Source organism: Streptomyces ortus (assembly GCF_026341275.1).
GTDB classification, from domain to species: Bacteria; Actinomycetota; Actinomycetes; order Streptomycetales; family Streptomycetaceae; genus Streptomyces; species Streptomyces ortus.
This window is the reverse complement of the sequence record NZ_JAIFZO010000002.1, coordinates 1,383,745-1,403,199: the sequence shown is the minus strand read 5'-3', so window position 1 is coordinate 1,403,199 and position 19,455 is coordinate 1,383,745. Positions and strand designations below refer to the sequence as shown.

General features: G+C 72.1%; 20 protein-coding genes and 1 riboswitch. Of the genes, 9 read left to right on the top strand and 11 right to left on the bottom strand.

The features are described 5' to 3' along the window. Nucleotides 1–109 precede the first annotated feature (109 nt). Entirely contained in the window at nt 110–400 is a 291-nt protein-coding gene (locus K3769_RS09490; RefSeq protein WP_267025991.1) for a (2Fe-2S)-binding protein, read from the top strand. Here the strand turns inward: K3769_RS09490 and bfr are convergent. Further along, nucleotides 397–876: a bacterioferritin gene (gene bfr, locus K3769_RS09485; RefSeq protein WP_210883391.1), complete on the bottom strand. Its 480-nt coding sequence runs from the start codon at nt 874–876 to the stop codon at nt 397–399. The two genes, K3769_RS09490 and bfr, sit on opposite strands and share 4 nt — an antisense overlap. A 183-nt stretch (nt 877–1,059) precedes the next feature. Here bfr and K3769_RS09480 point away from each other — a divergent pair, with 183 nt between their 5' ends. Then, a complete protein-coding gene (locus K3769_RS09480; protein ID WP_267025990.1) occupies nt 1,060–1,692 on the top strand; it encodes a sulfite oxidase-like oxidoreductase in 633 nt (210 codons plus the stop codon). Here the strand turns inward: K3769_RS09480 and K3769_RS09475 are convergent. The 5 genes from K3769_RS09475 to thiO all read right to left on the bottom strand — a co-directional run bounded on the left by K3769_RS09475 (nt 1,689) and on the right by thiO (nt 7,017). Beyond that, a complete protein-coding gene (locus K3769_RS09475) occupies nt 1,689–2,576 on the bottom strand; it encodes a deoxyribonuclease IV (RefSeq protein ID WP_267025989.1) in 888 nt (295 codons plus the stop codon). The genes K3769_RS09480 and K3769_RS09475 overlap by 4 nt on opposite strands. Before the next feature lie 113 nt (nt 2,577–2,689). Further along, the gene (gene pknB / locus K3769_RS09470) at nt 2,690–4,615 is read right to left on the bottom strand and encodes a Stk1 family PASTA domain-containing Ser/Thr kinase (RefSeq protein WP_267025988.1); all 1,926 of its coding nucleotides are present in this window, start codon (nt 4,613–4,615) and stop codon (nt 2,690–2,692) included. A gap of 189 nt (nt 4,616–4,804) precedes the next feature. Beyond that, complete coding sequence (locus K3769_RS09465) at nt 4,805–5,599, bottom strand: thiazole synthase (protein ID WP_267025987.1); 795 nt, start codon at nt 5,597–5,599, stop codon at nt 4,805–4,807. Between the two features lie 3 nt (nt 5,600–5,602). Beyond that, nucleotides 5,603–5,812, bottom strand: coding sequence for a sulfur carrier protein ThiS (gene thiS, locus K3769_RS09460; protein ID WP_267025986.1), 210 nt, complete (start codon nt 5,810–5,812; stop codon nt 5,603–5,605). Then, nucleotides 5,809–7,017 carry a glycine oxidase ThiO gene (gene thiO, locus K3769_RS09455; RefSeq protein ID WP_267025985.1) on the bottom strand — a complete coding sequence of 403 codons (1,209 nt, stop codon included), beginning with the start codon at nt 7,015–7,017 and terminating at the stop codon, nt 5,809–5,811. Before thiO ends, thiS begins: the two co-directional genes overlap by 4 nt. Further along, nucleotides 7,015–7,128: riboswitch (TPP riboswitch) on the bottom strand. (Overlaps the previous gene by 3 nt.) 51 nt (nt 7,129–7,179) lie before the next feature. Between thiO and K3769_RS09450 the strand changes: the two genes are divergently transcribed. The 6 genes from K3769_RS09450 (at nt 7,180) to K3769_RS09425 (ending at nt 12,279) form a co-directional block, all read left to right on the top strand. Further along, nucleotides 7,180–7,524 (top strand): avidin-fold protein, encoded by a 345-nt coding sequence (locus K3769_RS09450; protein WP_267025984.1) that lies wholly within the window; start codon nt 7,180–7,182, stop codon nt 7,522–7,524. 79 nt (nt 7,525–7,603) lie between these two features. Then, nucleotides 7,604–8,833 (top strand): NAD(P)/FAD-dependent oxidoreductase, encoded by a 1,230-nt coding sequence (locus tag K3769_RS09445; RefSeq protein WP_267025983.1) that lies wholly within the window; start codon nt 7,604–7,606, stop codon nt 8,831–8,833. Between the two features lie 163 nt (nt 8,834–8,996). Continuing rightward, nucleotides 8,997–9,368: an Rv2175c family DNA-binding protein gene (locus K3769_RS09440; RefSeq protein WP_267025982.1), complete on the top strand. Its 372-nt coding sequence runs from the start codon at nt 8,997–8,999 to the stop codon at nt 9,366–9,368. 127 nt (nt 9,369–9,495) lie between these two features. Then, nucleotides 9,496–10,146, top strand: a complete 651-nt coding sequence (thiE, locus tag K3769_RS09435) for a thiamine phosphate synthase (protein WP_267025981.1) — start codon at nt 9,496–9,498, stop codon at nt 10,144–10,146. A 144-nt stretch (nt 10,147–10,290) separates the two neighbouring features. Then, nucleotides 10,291–11,214: a methylenetetrahydrofolate reductase [NAD(P)H] gene (gene metF, locus K3769_RS09430; protein ID WP_267025980.1), complete on the top strand. Its 924-nt coding sequence runs from the start codon at nt 10,291–10,293 to the stop codon at nt 11,212–11,214. Nucleotides 11,215–11,271: 57 nt separating this feature from the next. Beyond that, complete coding sequence (locus K3769_RS09425) at nt 11,272–12,279, top strand: SCO2102 family sporulation regulator (RefSeq protein WP_267025979.1); 1,008 nt, start codon at nt 11,272–11,274, stop codon at nt 12,277–12,279. Nucleotides 12,280–12,344: 65 nt separating this feature from the next. Here the strand turns inward: K3769_RS09425 and K3769_RS09420 are convergent, their stop codons facing one another. The 5 genes from K3769_RS09420 to K3769_RS09400 form a co-directional block, all read right to left on the bottom strand. Then, complete coding sequence (locus tag K3769_RS09420) at nt 12,345–13,859, bottom strand: phytoene desaturase family protein (RefSeq protein WP_267025978.1); 1,515 nt, start codon at nt 13,857–13,859, stop codon at nt 12,345–12,347. A gap of 57 nt (nt 13,860–13,916) precedes the next feature. Continuing rightward, the gene (locus K3769_RS09415) at nt 13,917–14,534 is read right to left on the bottom strand and encodes a DUF4126 domain-containing protein (RefSeq protein ID WP_267025977.1); all 618 of its coding nucleotides are present in this window, start codon (nt 14,532–14,534) and stop codon (nt 13,917–13,919) included. A 377-nt stretch (nt 14,535–14,911) separates the two neighbouring features. Beyond that, nucleotides 14,912–15,553, bottom strand: a complete 642-nt coding sequence (locus K3769_RS09410) for a TetR/AcrR family transcriptional regulator (protein ID WP_267025976.1) — start codon at nt 15,551–15,553, stop codon at nt 14,912–14,914. Nucleotides 15,554–15,564: 11 nt separating this feature from the next. After that, a complete protein-coding gene (locus K3769_RS09405; protein WP_267025975.1) occupies nt 15,565–17,655 on the bottom strand; it encodes a YhgE/Pip family protein in 2,091 nt (696 codons plus the stop codon). Then, entirely contained in the window at nt 17,627–18,370 is a 744-nt protein-coding gene (locus K3769_RS09400) for an ATP-binding cassette domain-containing protein (protein WP_267025974.1), read from the bottom strand. Before K3769_RS09400 ends, K3769_RS09405 begins: the two co-directional genes overlap by 29 nt. 212 nt (nt 18,371–18,582) lie before the next feature. Here K3769_RS09400 and K3769_RS09395 point away from each other — a divergent pair, with 212 nt between their 5' ends. Continuing rightward, nucleotides 18,583–19,176: an SAV_6107 family HEPN domain-containing protein gene (locus K3769_RS09395; RefSeq protein WP_267025973.1), complete on the top strand. Its 594-nt coding sequence runs from the start codon at nt 18,583–18,585 to the stop codon at nt 19,174–19,176. The last annotated feature ends 279 nt before the right edge of the window (nt 19,177–19,455 follow it).

The window sequence follows — 19,455 nt, the reverse complement described above, 5'->3', positions numbered from 1 at the left end:
CGCGCCCCCTCGCACTTTTGCGGCTCAGACTCGACGGGTAAGGTTAGGTTAGCCTCACCGATCTTCGGGACGGCGTGACCTGTCGGACCCCGTCGGGAGGTGGAACCGCGTGTTCGTCTGCAACTGCTTCGGAGTGACCGAGGCACAGGTGAGGAAGCACGCGGCGGACGGCGCCTGCACCCCCCGGCAGATAGCGTCCGCCTGCAAGGCGGGCACCGACTGCGGATCCTGTGTCCGGCGCATCCAGGCGCTGCTGGGCCGGGGCGCCCTCCCCGGCCGGGAAGCCGTCAAGCAGGACAGACCGGCGTTCGCCGAAGCTGGCCGCCGGGACGGGTGGCTGGACGACGGCCGACCGAGTGACGGCCGGCTGAACGACGAGCGGCTGAACGAGGCCGCCTAGCTCTCCGGCTGCTCGATGAGCTGCGCGATGTAGAGCGCCTCGCCGAGCTTCTCGACGAGCTCCAGCTGGGTGTCCAGGTAGTCGATGTGGTGCTCCTCGTCCGCGAGGATCGACTCGAAGATGTTCGCGGACGTGACGTCGCCCTTGGCCCGCATCAGGTCGATACCGCGCCTGAGCCGGTCGATCGCCTCGACCTCGACCTGGCGGTCCGCCTGGAACATCTCGGTGACCGTCTGCCCGACGCGGACGTGGAAGAGCCGCTGGTAGTTCGGCAGGCCGTCCAGGAAGAGGATCCGGTCGGTCAGCAGCTCCGCGTGCTTCATCTCGTCGAAGGACTCGTGCCGCGTGTACTTCGCCAGCTTCGTCCAGCCGAAGTTCTCCTGCATCTTCGCGTGCAGGAAGTACTGGTTGATCGCTGTGAGCTCGGCGGTCAGCTGCTCGTTGAGGAATTCGAGAACCTCGGGGTCGCCCTGCATCGCGAAGGCTCCTTCCAGGCGGGGGAACTGGTGGGTTGCGCCGCATGATTGCACCGGCTTTGAAGATCGTCCAGTAAGTGCATGCTTAGTAAGTAAGTGCAGGCTTAGTCCGAGTTGTCATGATTGGCCGAGTGGGTGTGGACCTGGTCATGTCCACCTCCCCGGGTCTGTCAGGATGGAGTCATGGGTCAGCCGGTGGGTCGTGAATCTGGGGAAGCAGCGCAGTCGGAGCTTCCGCCGGGGCAGCGACTGCAGCGGGGCTGGCCGGTCACGCACTACGGGCCCGTACCGAAGTTCCGCCCCGAGCGCTGGGAGTTCAGGATCTTCGGTGCCACCGCCGACAGCGAGAAGTACTGCTGGACCCACGACGAGTTCACCGCGCTGCCCTACGCGACGGTCGTGGCCGATCTGCACTGCGTCACGAAGTTCAGCATGACCGGCGCCGAGTGGGGCGGTGTGCCGACCCGGACGATTCTGGAGCTCGCCCCTCCGGCGCCCGCCGTCACCCATGTCATGGTCTGGGCGGAGTACGGGTTCAGTTCGAATCTGCGCCTCGACGACTTCGCGTCCGAGCGCTCGATCTTCGCCACCCACAAGGGCGGCGAACTGCTCACCGCGGAGCACGGCTTCCCGCTGCGCCTCGTCGTGCCGCAGCTGTACGCCTGGAAGGGGCCCAAGTGGGTCCGCGGCGTGGAGTACATGACAGCGGACCGCCGCGGCTTCTGGGAGGAGCGCGGCTATCACAACGTCGGCGACCCCTGGCGCGAGCAGCGCTACTCCTACCAGGAGGAGCCCGGGGACGGCCCCGAGCTCTAGCCCGCGTCGGCCGCCCGACCGTCCCTGAGCTTCTTCAGTCGTTCCACGTCCGCCGCGTGCCCCTCCTTGCCGCCGGGCGTCTCGATGATGAGTGGTACGCCCTCGGTGGCGGGGTGGGTCATCAGGGCGCGGAAGGGGTCCTCGCCGATGTGACCGGCGCCGATGTTCTCGTGGCGGTCCTTGTGGGCGCCCGCCACATCCTTGGAGTCGTTGGCGTGGATCAGCTTCAGGCGGCCCTCACCGACCGTGTCCACCAGCAGATCAAGGGTCTGATGCATTCCGCCGGGCCCGGTGAGGTCGTGGCCCGCGGCGAAGATGTGGCACGTGTCCAGGCAGACACCCAGCTTGGGATGGGCGTCGAGCGCCTCGAAGTACGGCCCGAAGTCCCAGGTCCGCGAGCAGAGCGAGGAGCCCTGGCCGGCGGTCGACTCCAGCAGCAGGAACGGGTCGTCGTCGTGGGTCAGCTCGTCGAGCAGCGGCAGCAGATACGCGCGCACCTGCCGGAGTGCCACCGAGCGCTCCCGTCCGCCGGTCGCCGAGCCCGTGTGCACGACCACTCCGAGAGCCCCGATCGCCCGCCCCCGGCGCAGCGAGTGCCGCAGCGACTCCACCGACTTCTCCGCGGTCGCCTCGGTGTGCGAGCCGAAGTTGATCAGGTAGGGCGCGTGGACGTACGCGGGGATGTTCTCCGCGGCGCAGGCGGCGCGGAACTGCTCGTCCTGGGCCGGGTTGCCGGGTGGTGTCGCCCAGCCGCGCGGGTTGGCGACGAAGACCTGGACGGTCTCGGCGGCCAGCTCACGCGCGTACGAGAGGCCTACGGAGGCGAGGCCTCCGGCGACGGGGACATGGCCGCCGACGGGGTTGCGGGACTGCACAGTGCTCACCCTCCAAGGGTGTCACGCGCTCCCGGCCCTCCCGTCGGCGGCCATGTCCTGTCGAGCCGTCCGAACCGCCCTCGGCCGTTCGCCGGAACTCCGGTGGGACCTCGCTCGACCGTTCAGCGGATCTTGATGGTGATCTTCGATCCCTTGGGTGCCTGCTCGCCGCCCTCGGTCGACTGGCTGTCGACCGTGTCGCCGAAGAGCCCGAGCAGCCCGCGGTCCTCCTCGACCTCGAAGCCGGCCTCTTCCAGCTCCTGCGTCGCGTCGTCGACGCTGTCGCCCACGACGTCCGGGACCTCGACCATCGGCGGGCCCTTGGAGACCGTCAGCTTGATGGTGTCGCCCTGCGCCACCTGCTTGTCGGGAGCGAGCGACTGCTCGGCGACCTGGCCGGCGTCGTAGTCGGAGGTGATTCGCTTGGAGGCGACCTCGACTGTCAGGCCCGCTTCCTCCAGCTCCTGCCTGGCGTCGCCCAGGTCGTCGCCGCGCACGTCGGGCACGTCCACCGGGCTGCCCTTGCTGACGACGATCGCGATCGCCGAGCCGCCGCGGCGCTCGGTGCCCGCCCCCGGCTTCGTACCGATCACCTGGCCCACGACGACGTCTTCACTGAAGGCCTTGGTGACCATGCCGGCCGCCAGCCCTTCCTTCTCCAGCCGCTCCTTGGCCTTGCTGAGCACGAAGCCCCTGAGGTCCGGGACGCGCACGGTGTTGGGGCCCTTGGAGATCGTCAGTGTCACGGAGCCGTTGTCGCGGATCCGGGCGGTGGGCTTCGGGTCGGTGCTGATGACCCGGCCGAGCTTGACGGTGTCGCTGTACGCGTTCTTGGTCTTCACGTCGAGGCCGGCGCCCTCGATGCTCTTCCTGGCCTGCGCCTCCGTCTTGTCGAGCACCGCGGGGACCTCGGTGAACTGACCGGAGTTGATGTACCAGACGCCCGCGCCGAGGCCGAGGACCAGCAGCACCGCGGCGACGATCCCGAGTACGCCCCGGCGAGGCGCCATCCTCGTGCGGCCGCGCCGCGGGGGCTCGGGCGGCGGGGACGGCAGGAAGCTCGTGCGGTGCAGCTCCGCGTCGTCCTCGTTCACCGGGAGCAGCCGGGGCACCGACAGCGAGCGCGGGATCACGCTCGTGCGGTTGTCGGCGCCGGGGCGGTCCGTGGCGACGGCACCCGGCGGCACGGCGTCCAGCTGGTCGTCGCTCAGGGCGCTGCGCGCGTCCAGGGTCAGTGCGAGCAGCGCCACCGCGTCGTACGGGCGGACGCCGGGGGTGCGCGCGGTCGCCGAGGTGACCAGCTCGTCGAGTTCGAGGGCGAGGCCCGGCACGAGCGCCGACGGCGGGGGCACGTCCTCATGGAGGTGCTTGTAGAGCACCGCGGCGGGTGAGTCGCCCGAGTGCGGCCGGTCGCCGGTCAGCATCTCGAAGAGGAGGATGCCGCACGCGTACACGTCCACGCGGGGGTCGGCCGTGCCGTGTTCTATCTGTTCCGGAGCGAGATACGACACCGTGCCCAGGATGGCGCCCGTCGTGTGGGTGACCGTGTCCACGGCCCGTACGAGACCGAAGTCCGCCACCTTCACCCGGCCGTCGTCCCCTATCAGGACGTTCTCCGGCTTCATGTCGCGGTGCACGAACCCGGCGCGGTGCGCGGCGCCGAGCGCGGCGAGGACCGGCTCCAGGATGTCCAGCGCGGCCCGCGGCTGGAGCGCCCCGCGCTCGCGCAGTACGTCACGAAGGGTGCATCCGGCCACGTACTCCATCGCCAGATAGACGTACGGGCCGTCGGTGCCCTGGTCGAAGACCTGCACCACGTTCGGATGGGCGAGCCTGGCCACCGACTTGGCCTCGCGGATGAAACGGTCGACGAACGAGGCGTCGGCCGCCAGGGTCGGATGCATCACCTTGAGCGCGAGCACCCGGTCGAGGCGGGTGTCCACGGCCCGGTAGACCGTGGCCATCCCGCCGACCGCGATGCGGGCGTCGACGCGATACCGACCGTCGAGCACATGCCCGACCAAGGGGTCTTGAAGGGTCGTATCCACGCAGGTGAGTGTACGAGCCACCACTGACGGAGCCCCCCGTGCGGGCGATACCGGGGCGGTTCTGAAGCCGACCTGTGACGCACCTCGCACCGCGCGCACGCCGGTCGGCGCGTTGACACGGCCGGACGGCCGGACGGCCGGCCGGGCGGACGGCCGGACCGGTCCGCAAGCGGGAATCCGGGCCGATGCTCAGAAAGCGGGGCGTTCCGGGTCGAGTCGCGCGATTCCCTCCGCCGGGGACGAGGCCTCCGCGAAGTGGCGGCGCGGAATGCGCCCCGCCCGGTACGCGAGGCGCCCGGCCTCGACCGCGTGCCGCATGCCCTCGGCCATGAGGACCGGCTCCTGCGCCCGCGTCACCGCCGAGGCGAGCATCACCCCGGCGCACCCCAGCTCCATGGCGAGCGCCGCGTCCGACGCCGTGCCCGCCCCCGCGTCCAGGATCACCGGTACGCGCGCGTGCTCCACGATCAGCTGGAAGTTGTGCGGGTTGCGGATCCCGAGCCCCGACCCGATGGGCGACCCGAGCGGCATGATGGCGGCGCAGCCCACGTCCTCCAGTTTCCGGGCGAGGACCGGGTCGTCGTTCGTGTACGGGAGGACCGTGAAACCGTCGTCGACGAGCGTCTCGGCGGCGTCCAGCAGTTCGATCGGGTCGGGCAGCAGCGTGCGCTCGTCGGCGATCACCTCCAGTTTGACGAGGTCCGTGCCGAGCGCCTCGCGCGCGAGGCGGGCCGTCAGGACGGCCTCCCCGGCGGTGAAACAGCCCGCGGTGTTGGGCAGGACGCGGATGCCGAGCCGGGCGAGCACGGACAGCACCGAGCCGTGCGACCCGGGACTCACGCGCCGCATGGCGACCGTCGTCAGCTCCGTGCCGGACGCGACGAGCGAGCGCTCCAGGACGTCGAGGCTGGGGGCACCGCCGGTGCCCATGATCAGCCGGGACGTGTAGGACGTACCGCCGAGGACGAAGGGGTCGTCGGCCATCGGTCAGCCTCCTTGGACGGCGGTGAGTACTTCGACGCGGTCTCCCTCGCGCAGGAGGGTGGCCGGCCACTGCGTACGCGGGACGACGGTCTCGTTGAGCGCGGCGGCCACACCGGAGGGGGCCGCGCAGAGGGTGGCCACGAGGGCGTCGAGGGCGGTGTCGGCGGCGAGTTCGCGTCGCTCCCCGTTGACGAGGACGGTCACGCCGCTCATACGGGCTGCTCCACGAAGGCGGCGGCGCCGAACCTGCCCGGGGTGAACGGACGCGCCACTTCCGGGAGTTCACCGGTGGTCAGCGCGTGCGCCAGGGCGTCGCCGGTGACCGGGGTGAGCAGCACGCCGTTGCGGTGGTGGCCGGTCGCCAGGAGCAGCCCGGGAAGGCCGGTGGGCCCGAGCAGGGGCGCGTTGTCGGGGGAGGCGGGGCGCAGTCCGGCGCGCGTCTCGGTGAGTGGCAGCTCGGTGATGCCGGGGACGAGTTCGTGGGCGTCCCGCAGCAGCTCGTACACACCGCCCGCGGTCACCGTGGTGTCCCAGCCCAGCTCCTCGCTGGTCGCGCCGACGACCAGCTCGCCGCTTTCGCGCGGCACCAGGTAGACGTGGCTGCCGCGGACCACCGCGCGCACGGTCCGGCTCAGGAAGGGCGCGCTCGGGTTGTGCGGCGCGGGGGCGGGCTCCGGCATGGCGAGGCGCAGCACCTGGCCCTTCACGGGCCGTACCGGCGGCAGTACGTCCTCCGGCATCCCCGCGAGCCGTCCGCTGAGGCTGCCCGCGGCGAGGACGACCTGCCCCGCGGACAGTTCGGTGCCGTCCGCCGTGACGATTCCGGTGGCCCTGTCCCGTACGACGCCCAGGCGCTCGGCCCAGGTGCGGTGGAAGAGGACCCCGGCCCGCTCGCAGGCCGTGACCAGGGCCGCGGCGAGCCGTCGCGGGTCGATCTGGTGGTCGCCGTCCACCCGCAGCCCGCCGCGCACCCCGGGGGCGAGCATCGGCTCCAGACGGCGGCACTCGCGGCCGCTCAGCCACTCCGACTCCAGGCCCGACCGGCTCTGCAGGGCGTGCAGTTCACGCAGATGGGCGCGGTCGTCGGCGTCGAGCGCGACGGTCAGCGTGCCGCACCTGCGGTAGCCGAGATCCTGGCCGCTCGCCCCGGTCAGCTCCGCGACGAAGTCCGGATAGCGGTGCGCCGAGGCCAGGTTGAGGCCGAGCAGGGTCTCCTCGCCGTAGTGCAGCTCGGTGACGGCGGCCAGCATGCCGGCCGCGACCTGCGCGGCGCCACCGCCGGGCGCCGGGTCCACCAGCGCGGTCGTCAGCCCGCGCTGCGCGGCCCGCCAGGCGGTGACCAGACCGATGATCCCGCCCCCGACGACCAGGACGTCGCTGGTCGGGCGGCTCGGAACTGCTTGCGGTGTACGCGACATGGGCGTCCAGCCCCTCCCTTCGCCGGCATGACCCGGATCAGGTTCGTACGGTCGGAGGCCGTCCCAGCCTCCCTCTCAGCCCGGTACGCCCGGGCTCCCGCGAGTGCTTTACGTTGGCCACCCTAACTCTTCGTTCCGGACCTCAGTAGGGAGCCTCACGGCATGGCCCGCTCGCTCGACGGACTCGTTCTCGCCCCCGTGGCCGACCAGGCGCCGGGGCAGGTGGGTACGCGCACCCGGTTCTCGTACCACGAGCGGGACGGCGTGATCTGGGCCGAGTACGCGGGCGGCGACGTCGTGCGCGGCCATCTCGTGGGCACCCGCGAGGGCGACCGGCTCGACTTCCGGTACGTACAGCTGAAGACGGACGGAACCACCTCCTCCGGGCACTGCGCGTCCCAGGTCGCCGAGACCCCCGACGGGCGGGTGCGGCTGGCGGAGACCTGGGAGTGGGAGTCCCAGGAGGGCAGGGGGACGAGTGTGGTCGAAGAGGTCGCCCCGAGCTGACGCCGTGGCCGGGCGGTGTGCAACAGCTCACCGGCCACGCCCCTGACCGACGATTTCACCGACTGTCTATGGTGACCGGGTGAGCGAGCTGACACAGGAAACGGGCCCGGCGGCGCGCGTACGCGTCGTGATCGTCGGCGCGGGCATGGCGGGGGTCCAGACCGCCGTCGCCCTGCGGGAACAGGGTTTTCCCGGCAGCGTGACCCTGATCGGCGCGGAGCCCCACCAGCCGTACGACCGGCCGCCGCTGTCCAAGGCCGTCCTGCTCGGCAAGGCCGAGAGCTCCGCCTTCGGCGTCGACTTCGAGACCCTCGGCGTCCAACTGCGCCTGGGCCTCGAAGCGACCGGCGTCCGCCCGGCGTCCCGCGAACTCGACACGGCCGAGGGGGCTGTCCCGTACGACGTCCTGGTCCTCGCCACGGGAGCGGAGCCCGTGCGGCTGCCCGGCGCCGAGGGAGTACCGGGCGTCCATCTGCTGCGCACCCTCGACGACGCCGAACGGCTGCGGCCCGTCCTCGCCCGGCAGCACGACATCGTGGTGGTCGGCGCGGGCTGGATCGGCGCGGAGTTCGCCACGGCGGCGCGGGAGGCGGGGTGCTCGGTGACCGTCGTCGAGGCCGCCGACCGGCCGCTCGTGGGCGTGCTGCCGGCCGAGGTGGCCGCGCCGATGACCGCCTGGTACGCGGACAGCGGGGCCTCGCTGCGCACCCACGCGCGCGTGGAGCGCGTCGAGCCCGGCGCGGTGGTGCTGGACGACGGCTCGCGGCTGCCCGCGGGCGCCGTCGTGGTCGGCATCGGGGCACGGCCGGCCACGTCCTGGCTGGCCGGCTCGGGGATCGAACTCGGCGCCCACCGGGAGGTCGTCGCGGACGACCACCTGCGCACCTCCCTCCCGGACGTGTACGCGGTCGGCGACTGCGCCTCGTTCCCCTCGGGCCGGTACGGGGAGCGGCTGCTGGTCCACCACTGGGACAACGCGCTCCAGGGGCCCCGCACGGTCGCGGCGAACATCGTGGGGGAGACGCCCGCGCCCTACGACCCGGTGCCGTACTTCTGGTCGGAGCAGTTCGGCCGCTTCGTCCAGTACGCGGGGCACCACGGCGCCGCCGACGCCCTGCTCTGGCGGGGGGATCCGGCGGGGCCCTCCTGGTCGGTGTGCTGGCTCCGGGAGGGCCGTCTGGTCGCGGTCCTCGCGGTGGGGCGGCCCCGGGACCTGGCGCAGGGCCGCCGGCTGATCGAGTCGGGCACCCGAATGGACCCGGCGCTGCTCACGGACCCGTCCCGCCCCTTGAAGACGGCTGCGGTCTGAGCGACCGTCCGTGGGCCGCGGCCCCGTCTCCCAGGGGCGCGGGGAACCGCGGGCTCGGCCGCGGGCGGCCCGCACCCGACGGGCGTCCTGGTGCGCGCCTGCCCCGGGGCGGAGCGCGGTGCCCGGGTACCGGGTGTCAGTGGGAGATGGCAGGCTTGTCCTCGTGACCGAGATTGACGCAAAGATCGATGCTCTCGTCCCCGCCTGGCTCACCCTCCCCGACATCGCCGAAAAGTTCGGCGTCGAGGTGACGCGCGTCCGGCAGCTGGTCAGGGAAGGCCAGCTGATCGCCGTACGCCGTGGTGAGAACCGCGCGCTGCACGTCCCCGCCGCCTTCATCGACGCGGACGAGCAGAAGGTCGTCAAGGGCCTGTCCGGCACCCTGACGCTCCTGCGGGACGACGGCTTCAACGACGAAGAGATCCTGGAGTGGCTCTTCACCCCGGACGAGAGCCTGCCCGGCACCCCCGCGCAGGCGCTGAGTGAGAATCGCGGCACGGAGGTGAAGCGCCGCGCCCAGGCGCTCGCCGTCTGACCCGAGCACGCCGCAGAGCCGCAACGCCGCACGGCGTACGGGCCGCGGGCCGCGGACTGTCAGGACAGGAGAGGACAGGACGGGACCCACGGCCCGTACGCCACCGACCCACACGGGGGACCCACGCATGCCCGAATCCACCGCACGCGCGCAGCTCGCCGACGCCCGGGTCTACCTCTGCACGGACGCGCGCAGGCGCCAGGGCGACCTCCCCGCCTTCCTGGACGCGGTCCTCGCGGGCGGCGTGGACGTCGTGCAACTGCGGGACAAGGGCATGGAGGCGGCCGAGGAGCTGGCGCACCTCGCGGTGTTCGCGGACGCCTGCCGCCGGCACGGCAAGCTCCTCGCGGTGAACGACCGGGCCGACGTCGCCCACGCCGCCGGAGCCGACGTCCTGCACCTCGGGCAGGGCGACCTGCCCGTCCCCGCGGCCCGGGCGATCCTCGGCGACGAGGTCGTGATCGGCCGTTCCACGCATGCGGGCCCGGAGGCCTCGGCCGCCGCCGTCCAGGACGGCGTGGACTACTTCTGTACGGGCCCGTGCTGGCCGACCCCCACCAAGCCGGGCCGCCACGCACCGGGCCTCGACCTCGTCCGGCACACGGCGGCGCTCGGCACGGACCGTCCCTGGTTCGCCATCGGCGGCATCGACCTCGGCAATCTCGACGAGGTGCTCGAAGCGGGCGCCCGCCGCGTCGTCGTCGTACGGGCGATCACCGAGGCCGACGACCCGGGCGCGGCGGCGGCGGAGTTCGCCAAGCGGCTCCGGACGGTGTGAAGCGCGGAACTGGGCGGGACGGATACGCGCCGATCCAGGACCGGTCGAGCGCCGGTTGTCCGAGGAGTGGACAACAAGTCGGCAAATCGGGCAAATTGCCCGCATCCGGTTGGGTGGCCGTCTCCCCCTGGCTAACCTGCGGGTATGGCCCTCGGATCTGCTTCCACCAGGACTGACCGCGCACGCACCGTGCGCGACATGCTCGCGACCGGCAAGACGACCTTCTCGTTCGAGTTCTGGGCGCCGAAGACCGAAAAAGGCGAGCGGAACCTGTGGAACGCGCTGCGCAGGGTCGAGGCGGTGGCCCCCAGCTTCGTCTCCGTGACATACGGAGCCGGCGGTACCACCCGCGCCGGCACGGTCAAGGCGACCGAGCAGATCGTCGCCGACACGACGCTCACCCCGGTCGCCCACCTCACCGCGGTCGACCACTCCATCGCGGAACTGCGCAACATCATCGGCCAGTACGCCGACGCCGGGATCCGGAACATGCTCGCCGTGCGCGGCGACCCGCCCGGCGACCCGATGGCCGACTGGGTGGCGCACCCCCAGGGGCTCACGTACGCGGCCGAACTGGTCCAGCTCATCAAGGAGTCCGGTGACTTCTGCGTGGGTGTCGCGGCCTTCCCCGAGATGCATCCGAGGTCCGCGGACTGGGACGCGGACGTGGCGAACTTCGTCGACAAGTGCCGGGCCGGCGCCGACTACGCGATCACGCAGATGTTCTTCCGGCCCGACGCCTACCTGCGCCTGCGCGACCGGGTCGACGCGGCGGGCTGCGACACCCCGGTCATCCCCGAGGTCATGCCGGTGACCAGCGTGAAGATGTTGGAGCGATTGCCCCAACTCAGTAACGCGTCGTTCCCGGATGCCCTGAAAGAGCGGATCCTCACAGCCAAGGACGATCCGGCGGCTGTACGCTCCATTGGCATCGAGTTCGCCACGGAGTTCTGCGCGACACTGCTGGCCGAGGGAGTCCCCGGACTGCATTTCATCACGCTGAACAACTCCACCGCGACGCTGGAAATCTACGAGAACCTGGGCCTGCATCACCCACAGCAGGCCTAGACCGGTCGCATCGTGATACGACACACTGCGTAGCGGCCATCTGGGAGAGGGGCGTACATGGGCTGGACGGTCCTCTACATCGCATTCGGCATCGTCGCGCTGTGGCTGCTCGGCGAGGTCCTGCTGCAGTACAAGGCACGGCTGCGCTGGCGGCTGCTGGCCTTCGGCGGCTTCCTCGGAGTGGTCATCGGTGTCCTGATCCCGTCGGTGGTGGTCATCGGGCTGGGCGCCGCCGCCTTCGCCGTCGGGCAGACGTACGTCACGCTGTCGTTCCGCAGCGGCTTCGCGGCCGGCTGGGCCGTCGCCGGACGGCCGGGCCTCACCAAGCGCCGCCGCGGCGAACCCGACCGCAAGGAACCGACCCTGGAGGTCACGGACCTGCAGGCCGCGCCGAGCGGAACGTATCCTCAGGACGACTTCGGCCGCGGCGAGAGCTTCGGCGGGGACGACGACTTCGGGCGCGAGGACTCGGTCTTCGGGCAGCGCCCGGGGAACGCCGCCGAGTCCACCGCCGTCTACGAGCCGCAGCCGCTGCCCGACGACACCGGCCAGTACGGCGTCTACAGCGAAGCCGCCTACGCCGCCGCGGCCGACGCCGCGTACGCCGCCTCCGCCCAGGCGCAGGCCCAGGGCGGCCACGCCGACCAGGGCCAGTCCCAGGACCAGTTCGCCCAGAACTACGGATACGACGGCTACTCGGGCTACGACCAGCAGCAGTACGGCTACGACACCGGACAGCAGCAGCAGTACGCCCCCTACTCCGACCCGTACGTCGGCTCGCAGTCCTACGACGCCGGCTCCTACGGCCAGTCCTACGACGCCTCGCAGCAGCAGTACGGGCAGCAGGGCCAGGGGCAGCAGGGCCAGCAGGGTTACGAGCAGGACCAGTACGCGGCGGGCGCCTACAACGGCGGCGAGAACACCCCGCCCGGCGGGGTCTGGGTGCCGCAGCAGCGGAACACCGAGGACCCGTACGGGGGCGAACTCCCGCCGGAGCAGCCGTATCCGTACGACGGCAACGGGCAACAGCAGGGCGGGTACGACGAGCAGCAGTACCGGTACTGACCGCGGTACCGGCACCGGCCGGTACCGCGTGCGGCCTCACCCGGGAAGCTCTGCCTCCGCCTCCCTCACTGCGAACCCCTGAAGTCCGGTCCCTCCACGATCAGTCCGGCGACCAGCGAGCCCGACATCCCGGCGTGCGGAAGCCCGCCGCCGGGGTGCGCCCGGCCGCCGACCGCGAACAGGCCCGGTATCTGGGTGGCGTTGCCCGGCCGCAGCCGGGTGCCGCCCGCACCGGCCAGCGCCGGAGCGGGTACAGCGCCGCCCGGCGCTCCGGTCTCCCGCTCCGTGTGCAGGGGCGTCCGTACCTCGCGCCACAGCACGCGCTCGCGCAGGTCCGGCACGGCCCGCTCCGCCGCGGCGACCATGCGATCCGCGAAGGCATCGGCGGCACCGGCCGCGGCCCAGTCGTAGTGCGCGAGGGACGGCACCGTCGCCGTGAGCACCACGGACTCGTGGGCGTCGTCCGGGCGCAGCAGCGGATCGTCCGGACGGGCCACCCACACCGTGGGCCGCGGCGCCGCCGTACCCGCCCCGAAGGTGTGGTCCAGCTCCTCGGCCCGGTCCGGTGTGTGGACGACCGTGCGGTGCGCGGCGCCCGCCTCGCGCGGGCCGCGCAGGGCGAGGCAGACCACTGCCTTGCCGCAGCTCGGGGTCGCGGGACGGGGCCCGGCGGCCTCGCCCCCGTACAGATCGTCGCGGCCGGTCAGGCTCTTCAGCAGCTCCGGTGGGCCGCCCACCACGAAGTCCGCCTCGGCGACGGTCCCGTCGCGCAGCTCCACGCCGGTCGCCCGGCCGTCCTTCTCGGTGACGGCCACGACCTCCGCCCCGAAGACGAACTCCACCCGCCGGGCCACGCACCGCTCGTGCACGGCCCGCGCCAGCTCGCGGATCCCGCCGCGCACGTACCACGCGCCGAAGGCGTGCTCCATGTACGGCAACACGGACGCGCTGGCCGGTACCGCGCGCGGGTCGAGTCCGTACGCCAGCGCGTAGCTCTCCAGGAGGGCGGCGAGGCGGGGGTCGCCCAGCTCCCAGGCACCGACCTCCGAGAGCCGGGCCGCCGTACGGGTGCGCAGCAGGCGCCGCTGCCGCGGTGCCGGATAGGGCTCGCGCTCGCCCAGCACCTGCCAGTCGGACCACAGCGGCTCCTCCAGGAGCGGCCGGCGGGTCCGGTCCCAGGCCTCGCGGGCCCGGACCAGGAAGTCGCCCCAGCGCTCACCCGCGCCCGCGCCCAGCGCGCCGTCCAGGGCCGAGACGACCCCCGCGCGCGAGGCGTTGGGCAACGGGACCTCCGTGCCGTCGGCGAAGACGTGCCGCGCCGCCGGGTCGACCTGGACCAGGTCGACGCACGCCTCCAGGGGCTCCTTGCCGGTCTTCACGAACAGATCGCGGTAGACCGCGGGCAGCTGGAGCAGTCCGGGGCCCGTGTCGAAGGCGAACCCGTCGCGCTCGAAACGGCCCACCGCTCCGCCGTACGTCGCCGCCCGCTCGTACACCGTCACCCGGTGGCCCGCGACGGCCAGCCGGGCAGCGGCCGCCATCGCGCCCATCCCGGCGCCGATCACCACAATCCGTGCCATGCCAGGGACTTTATCGGCCACCACTGACAACGGGCCCGCGGCCCCGGGCGGCCGAGGTCAGCCGGGTGGCGGCGGCCCGAGGCGGTCCACGAGCCGTTTCTCCTCGCGGCGCTGGGCCCGGCGCCGCCGGAACCGTCTGATCCGCGAGATCAGGAAGTAGAGCACCAGCACACCGGCCAGCAGCAGGACTCCCGCGATGATCGCCGCGGCCTCGGGATGGAACATCGCGAAGGTCAGGATCCCGGCGACCCCGAGATCCTCGGCGGTGCTCATCACGACGTTGCTGAACGGCTCCGGCGAGGTGTTGATCGCCATCCGCGTCCCGGCCTTGACGGTGTGGCTGGCCAGGGCGGAGGAGCCACCGATCGCCGCCGCCGTCAGCTCGGACAGCGAACCGCTCTGCCCGGCGAGCAGCGCCGCGACGACGGCTCCCGACACCGGCCGGATCACCGTGTGCACGGTGTCCCACACCGAGTCCACGTACGGGATCTTGTCGGCGAAGGCCTCGCAGACGAACAGGACGCCGGCCACGACGAGGACTTCGGGGCGCTGCAGCGACTCGGGGACCTCGTCGGTCAGGCCGGTCGCGCCGAAGAGGCCGAGGAGCAGCACCACCGCGTACGCGTTGACACCGCTGGCCCAGCCACTGGTGAACACCAGGGGGAGTACGGACACGGACGCGATCGTAACCAGTCGGCAACGACCCGTCCTGGGCATGAGTGCGCAGTTCTGAGTACGCGTACCTAGTGAGTGAGTTGAGTACGCGCGCGGATGGGCTCCCACCTGCGCGAACGAGAGAGTGGAGGCACGGAAAGGGGCGCGGCTCCGGTACCGCCGACACGGGGCGGCGGAACGGCGCGGCGCCCTCTACCGCTCCTTCCGCCGAGCACTCGGCGGGAGCGAGGCACGGGGGCCCGAGGGCGACCGGATCCGTCACCGGCGAAGCGCTGGTCGAACACCCCGGCGTCGCGAAGATCGTGGCTCCCGCGGGGGACGCGGCCACTTCGGACCGGCGCCCCTCCTGTGTCCGCGGTGTCTGCCGTGCGGCTGTGTCACCCGGGTCCGAGGCGCCCGCCGCCGACTCTTCCCTGGAGCAGCAGGGACAGTGCGGCGTGGACCTCGTCCAGGGAGCGCTGCGGCTGGAACGCCTGCCAGTCCAGGGCCGCCACCAGCACCATGCCGACCAGCGCCGCCGCCGTCAGGGGGGTGTCGATCTCGTCGCTCAGCTCACCGTTGGCGATTCCGTCGCGCAGGACGTCCTCGACGACCGCGACGGCCTGCTGCCTGACCACCATCAGCGTGGACTGCCAGGCCCGGTTGGTGCGCCACAGCTCCGCCACGTACAGCTGGGTGAAGGCCGGATAGCGGCCGATGAAGACGAGGCCCGCCCGGATCATCGCGTCCAGCGCGTCGACCCTGCTGCCGCCGTCCTCGTCGGTCTTCTCGACCGCCTCCCGCAGCGAGGCGGTGAGCAGTCCCACCCCGTGCCGGAGCAGCTCTTCGAAGAGGACGGACTTGCTCGCGAAGTTGTAGTAGACCGTGCCCTTCGCCACTCCGGCACGTTCGGCGATCTCGTCCACGGTGGTGGCGGAGAAGCCCTGCTCGGCGATGAGGGTCACCGCCGCCTCGTAGAGCTTCTGCCGGGTCGCCTGCCGCCGGCCGCCGCCGCTGTCCACCGTACTGCTGCTTTCCATGGCCCCGATTGTCACAGGCTCAGCTCCGGGTGAAGTCGGTCGAGGGTCCACACCTGCCGTCGTCGCGCCGCCACCGCGGTGAGCGCGAGGGCGCCCAGGGTGAAGGCGGTGAGCACGGCGCAGGCCTGCCAGACCGGGCCCAGACCGCCGCCTGTGATGAGTCTCCGCAGGGCGTCGACGACGTAACTCATCGGCATGAAGGGGTGGATCACGTTGAAGAAGCCGGGGCTGGTCTGCACGGGGTACGTGCCGCCGGCCGAGGTCAGCTGGAGCATCAGGAGCGCGAGGACGAGGATCCGGCCGGCCGCTCCGAAGCGCGCGTTGAGCCACTGCACGATCGCCGCGAAACAGGCCGTCACCAGGAACAGGAAGGCCACCGTCCCGGCCGCCCGCACCGCCTCAAGACCGATCGCCCAGTGCAGTACGGACATCAGCGCGACCGTCTGGAGCACTCCCAGGGCGGCCACCGGCAGCCAGCCCGCCAGCGCGATCCGCCAGGCGCCGGCGCCCGCGGCGAGCGCGCGCCGGTTGAGCGGCGGGATCAGCATGTAGGCGACCATCGCGCCCACCCACAGGGAGAGCGGAATGAAGTACGGGGCGAAACCGGTGCCGTAGTTGGGCGCCTTGTGCAGGTCCTTCGAAGCGAGCTGTACGGGGTCGGCCATGACCCCGGTGCGCTGATCACGATCCTTCTTGTCGTAGTCCGGGATCTTTCCCGCGCCGTCGTGGAGTCCGCCGGCGAGCTTCCCCGAGCCGTCGGCGAGCTTGTACATGCCCCCTTCGAGGTCGTCCGCTCCCGTCCCGAGCCTGCCGATGCCGCTGTCCAGGTCGGTGGCGCCCTTCTTGGCCGTGCCGAGCCCCGTGTGCAGCGTCTCGGCACCCTTGGCGACCTTCCCGGCCCCCTTGTTGAGCTGGTTGATCTTCGAGACGGCCGTGGTGAGGTCCTCGGACAGGTGCGGCGAGCGGTCGGCCAGCGCCCGGGCCTGCTTCTCCAGGGTGGCCAGGTGCTTGTCCAGCGTCTTCAGGTCACCCTTCTGGCCGGCCACCAGCGTGTCGACGTCGTCGGCGACCTTCGCCACGTCCGCCGCCGCGTCCCTGGCCTTCTTCAGGTCCGGGCAGGCGGCGTCGGGCAGCGGCAGGTCCTGGTCCTCGCAGCGCGTCCTGTAGACGCCGTTCAGCGTGTCGGAGGCGGTGTGCGCGCTCTTGGCGGCGGCCGGGGCCGTCCTCGCCAGCGTGTCGAGGTTGCCGCGGATGACGGAGGCGGAGTCCGCGACGAGCCGGGCGGTGTCGCCGATCTCCTTCTCGTTGCCCTTCAGGAAGGGCCCCACCTTGTCCGCGACGCCGTTGACCTTGTCCGCGAGGGTCTGCGTGCCCTGCGAGACCTGCCGTGAGCCGTCCTCCAGGTCGCCCGCTCCCGTGTCGAGCTTCTTCAGCCCGGTGGCGAGCTTGCCGCTGCCCTTCTCGGCGTCCGCGAGGCCGTCCGCGAGGTCCTTCGAGCCCTTCTTCGCCTTCCCGATGCCACCGGAGAGGCTGTCGGCCCCCTCGGCGGCCTTCTGGGTCTTCCCGTGAATGTCGGAGAACGAGACGTAGATCTTGTCGAGGAACGACCGTGCCGCCTTGGTCGAGGCGGCCGTGCGCACCTCGCTGAAGACCGTCCGCGAAATCTGCCCGACGATGTAGTTGTTCGCGTCGTTCGTACGCACCTGGAGGGCGCCCGTCTCCGGGGAGTCCCCCGAGCTGGAGGCGATCCTCCTACTGAAGTCGGACGGCATGGTCAGCGACAGGTAGTAGTCGCCGTCCTCGACGCCCTCGCGGGCCTCGGCGGCGCTCACCTCGTGCCACTCGAAGGTGTCGCTCTTCCGCAGCCCCTTGGTGATCTCGTCGCCCAGCACGACCTTCTTGTCGGCCGCGGTGGCTCCCTGGTCGTCGTTCACCAGCGCCACGGGGATGCGGTCGAGGCGGCCGTACGGGTCCCAGAACGACCACAGGTAGAGGGCGCCGTACAGCAGGGGGAGCAGCAGGAGCGCGGCCAGCGCCGCGCGCGGGAGCCTGCCCCTGCCGAAGCGCCTGAGCTCAAGCGCGGCCAGTTTCGGCGAGCGCATCCACCGTCTCCTTGTCGTGGTCGGATTCCATGGACACCAGGACCGCGCCCTTCGGGGCCTCGCTGCACACCGCCACGACCGTGGTCCCGGCCTCGGTCAGCGAGCGCAGCAGCGCCCACACCTCGGTCCGTTCGGCGTCCGAGAACTTCAGGTCGGTGTCGTCGATCCCGAGCAGCCGGGGGCGGCCGATCAGGGCGAGGGCCACGGACAACCGCAGCGCCTCCAGGCGTTCCAGGTCGCGTACGGCGGTCCTGGAGCCCTTGGGCAGTGCCTCCCGGTCGAGCCCGGCGGCGGCCAGCGCGCTGTCGACCCGCAGCCGGGCCTCCGTCAGCCGTTCCTGACGCGGTCGCAGCAGCCCGCGTACGGGGCCGCCGAAGCGCCGCTGGAGCAGGGCGCGCTCCCGGAGGTGCTCGGCGACGGACAGGGCGGGTTCCAGATCGGTGACGCCGGGGACATGGGCCAGCGCGCTGCACCGGCGGACCGCCGCCATCTGCTTCGGCAGCTCGTGGCGTCCCACTCTCGCGTGGCCCTCGGTGGGTTTCATCCGGCCGGTGAGCGCCAGCAGCAGACAGGTACGGCCCGAGCCCGAAGGTCCCTCGACCGCGATCAGCGAGCCGGGCTCCGCGTCGACGTCCACGCCGCGGAACGCCCAGCCGCGAGGCCCCTCGAGCCCGAAGTCCTCGGCCGTGACGCCGAGTCCGTGCGGACCGTCCACAACTTCCCCCACCTTCCGGGCCCTTCAGCCGGCTGCCGTGCCGGTTGAATGACGAAGTTTTTGAACTGACTGGTCAGTGCAAAAGCTACTCCGAACCTTTGAACGAAGCAAAAGCGCAGGTCAGAACGGATTGTCAGTGGCATACCGCACGATAGGCACATACGGCATCTCCCGTCGGGGGTGTGCCGTCACACGACGACAGGAGGTTCGTCATGGCCAGCTCTTCCGCAGCCGCCGCCCGTCGGCGCCGCGCCACCGGCCCTGCCCCCTCACTGACCGGACCGGCGAGCGACGTGCACCCCGTGCTCCGCCGTGCCACGGCCCCGCCCGCCGCCCTCGATCTGCTCGCCCAGGCCCGCGCCGGACTCGACGAGGCGGCCCTGCTGGAAATGCCCAACGACCGGTACGCGACGGCGCACCTGGCTGCCCTGCGCACCGCCGCGGCCGTGCTCGCCGCGCGCGGCCGGCCCGAGACCAGCGAGAGGCGCCGGGCCAAGATCCGGAGCGCTTGGGAAGTACTGCCCGAGATAGCGCCCGAACTCGCCGAGTGGAGCGTGCTGTTCGCCTCGGGGGCCCGTCGGCGGGCCCGCGCGGAGGCCGGCATCCAGGGCGCCGCCAGCATCCGGGACGCCGACGACCTGCTGCGTGACGTGGCGATGTTCCTCCGCCTCGTGGAGCGCATGCTGGTGCTCCAGCCGGTCCTGCCGCAGCCACGGCAGGAGGGCGGTCAGGCGAACCGGAGCGAACCCGAGGGCCGGCTCGCGCCGGGCCCCCGGGAGATCCGGGAGGTCCCGGACGCGGGCTGACACGGCCGGGCTCCACGGCCCGCGGCCGGGCCCGGGCCCTGGTTCGGCCCGGCATCGAGCCTGGCCCGGCTTCGAGCGCGGCCCGGCATTGAGCACGGCCCGGCATGGAACGCGAACCGGACCGACCCCGCACCGGTACCGGTACCGGCGCCAGACCAGCGTCAGACACGAACCAGCGCCGACCCCGGGCTGGCGGGATCCGGGTGGGCACCGGGCGGCCCGGCACCGGACGCGAACCGGGTCCGTCCGGACCGGCACCGGACCGGCACCGGCCCGGAC

Coding starts and splice junctions, on each gene's coding strand:
- K3769_RS09450 (WP_267025984.1), top strand. CDS start 7,180: ATGGCCCGCTCGCTCGACGGACTCGTTCTCGCCCCCGTGGCCGACCAG.
- K3769_RS09405 (WP_267025975.1), bottom strand. CDS start 17,655: ATGCGCTCGCCGAAACTGGCCGCGCTTGAGCTCAGGCGCTTCGGCAGG.
- thiO (WP_267025985.1), bottom strand. CDS start 7,017: ATGTCGCGTACACCGCAAGCAGTTCCGAGCCGCCCGACCAGCGACGTC.
- K3769_RS09465 (WP_267025987.1), bottom strand. CDS start 5,599: ATGGCCGACGACCCCTTCGTCCTCGGCGGTACGTCCTACACGTCCCGG.
- bfr (WP_210883391.1), bottom strand. CDS start 876: ATGCAGGGCGACCCCGAGGTTCTCGAATTCCTCAACGAGCAGCTGACC.
- K3769_RS09480 (WP_267025990.1), top strand. CDS start 1,060: ATGGGTCAGCCGGTGGGTCGTGAATCTGGGGAAGCAGCGCAGTCGGAG.
- thiS (WP_267025986.1), bottom strand. CDS start 5,812: ATGAGCGGCGTGACCGTCCTCGTCAACGGGGAGCGACGCGAACTCGCC.
- K3769_RS09425 (WP_267025979.1), top strand. CDS start 11,272: ATGGGCTGGACGGTCCTCTACATCGCATTCGGCATCGTCGCGCTGTGG.
- K3769_RS09420 (WP_267025978.1), bottom strand. CDS start 13,859: ATGGCACGGATTGTGGTGATCGGCGCCGGGATGGGCGCGATGGCGGCC.
- metF (WP_267025980.1), top strand. CDS start 10,291: ATGGCCCTCGGATCTGCTTCCACCAGGACTGACCGCGCACGCACCGTG.
- K3769_RS09395 (WP_267025973.1), top strand. CDS start 18,583: ATGGCCAGCTCTTCCGCAGCCGCCGCCCGTCGGCGCCGCGCCACCGGC.
- K3769_RS09410 (WP_267025976.1), bottom strand. CDS start 15,553: ATGGAAAGCAGCAGTACGGTGGACAGCGGCGGCGGCCGGCGGCAGGCG.
- thiE (WP_267025981.1), top strand. CDS start 9,496: ATGCCCGAATCCACCGCACGCGCGCAGCTCGCCGACGCCCGGGTCTAC.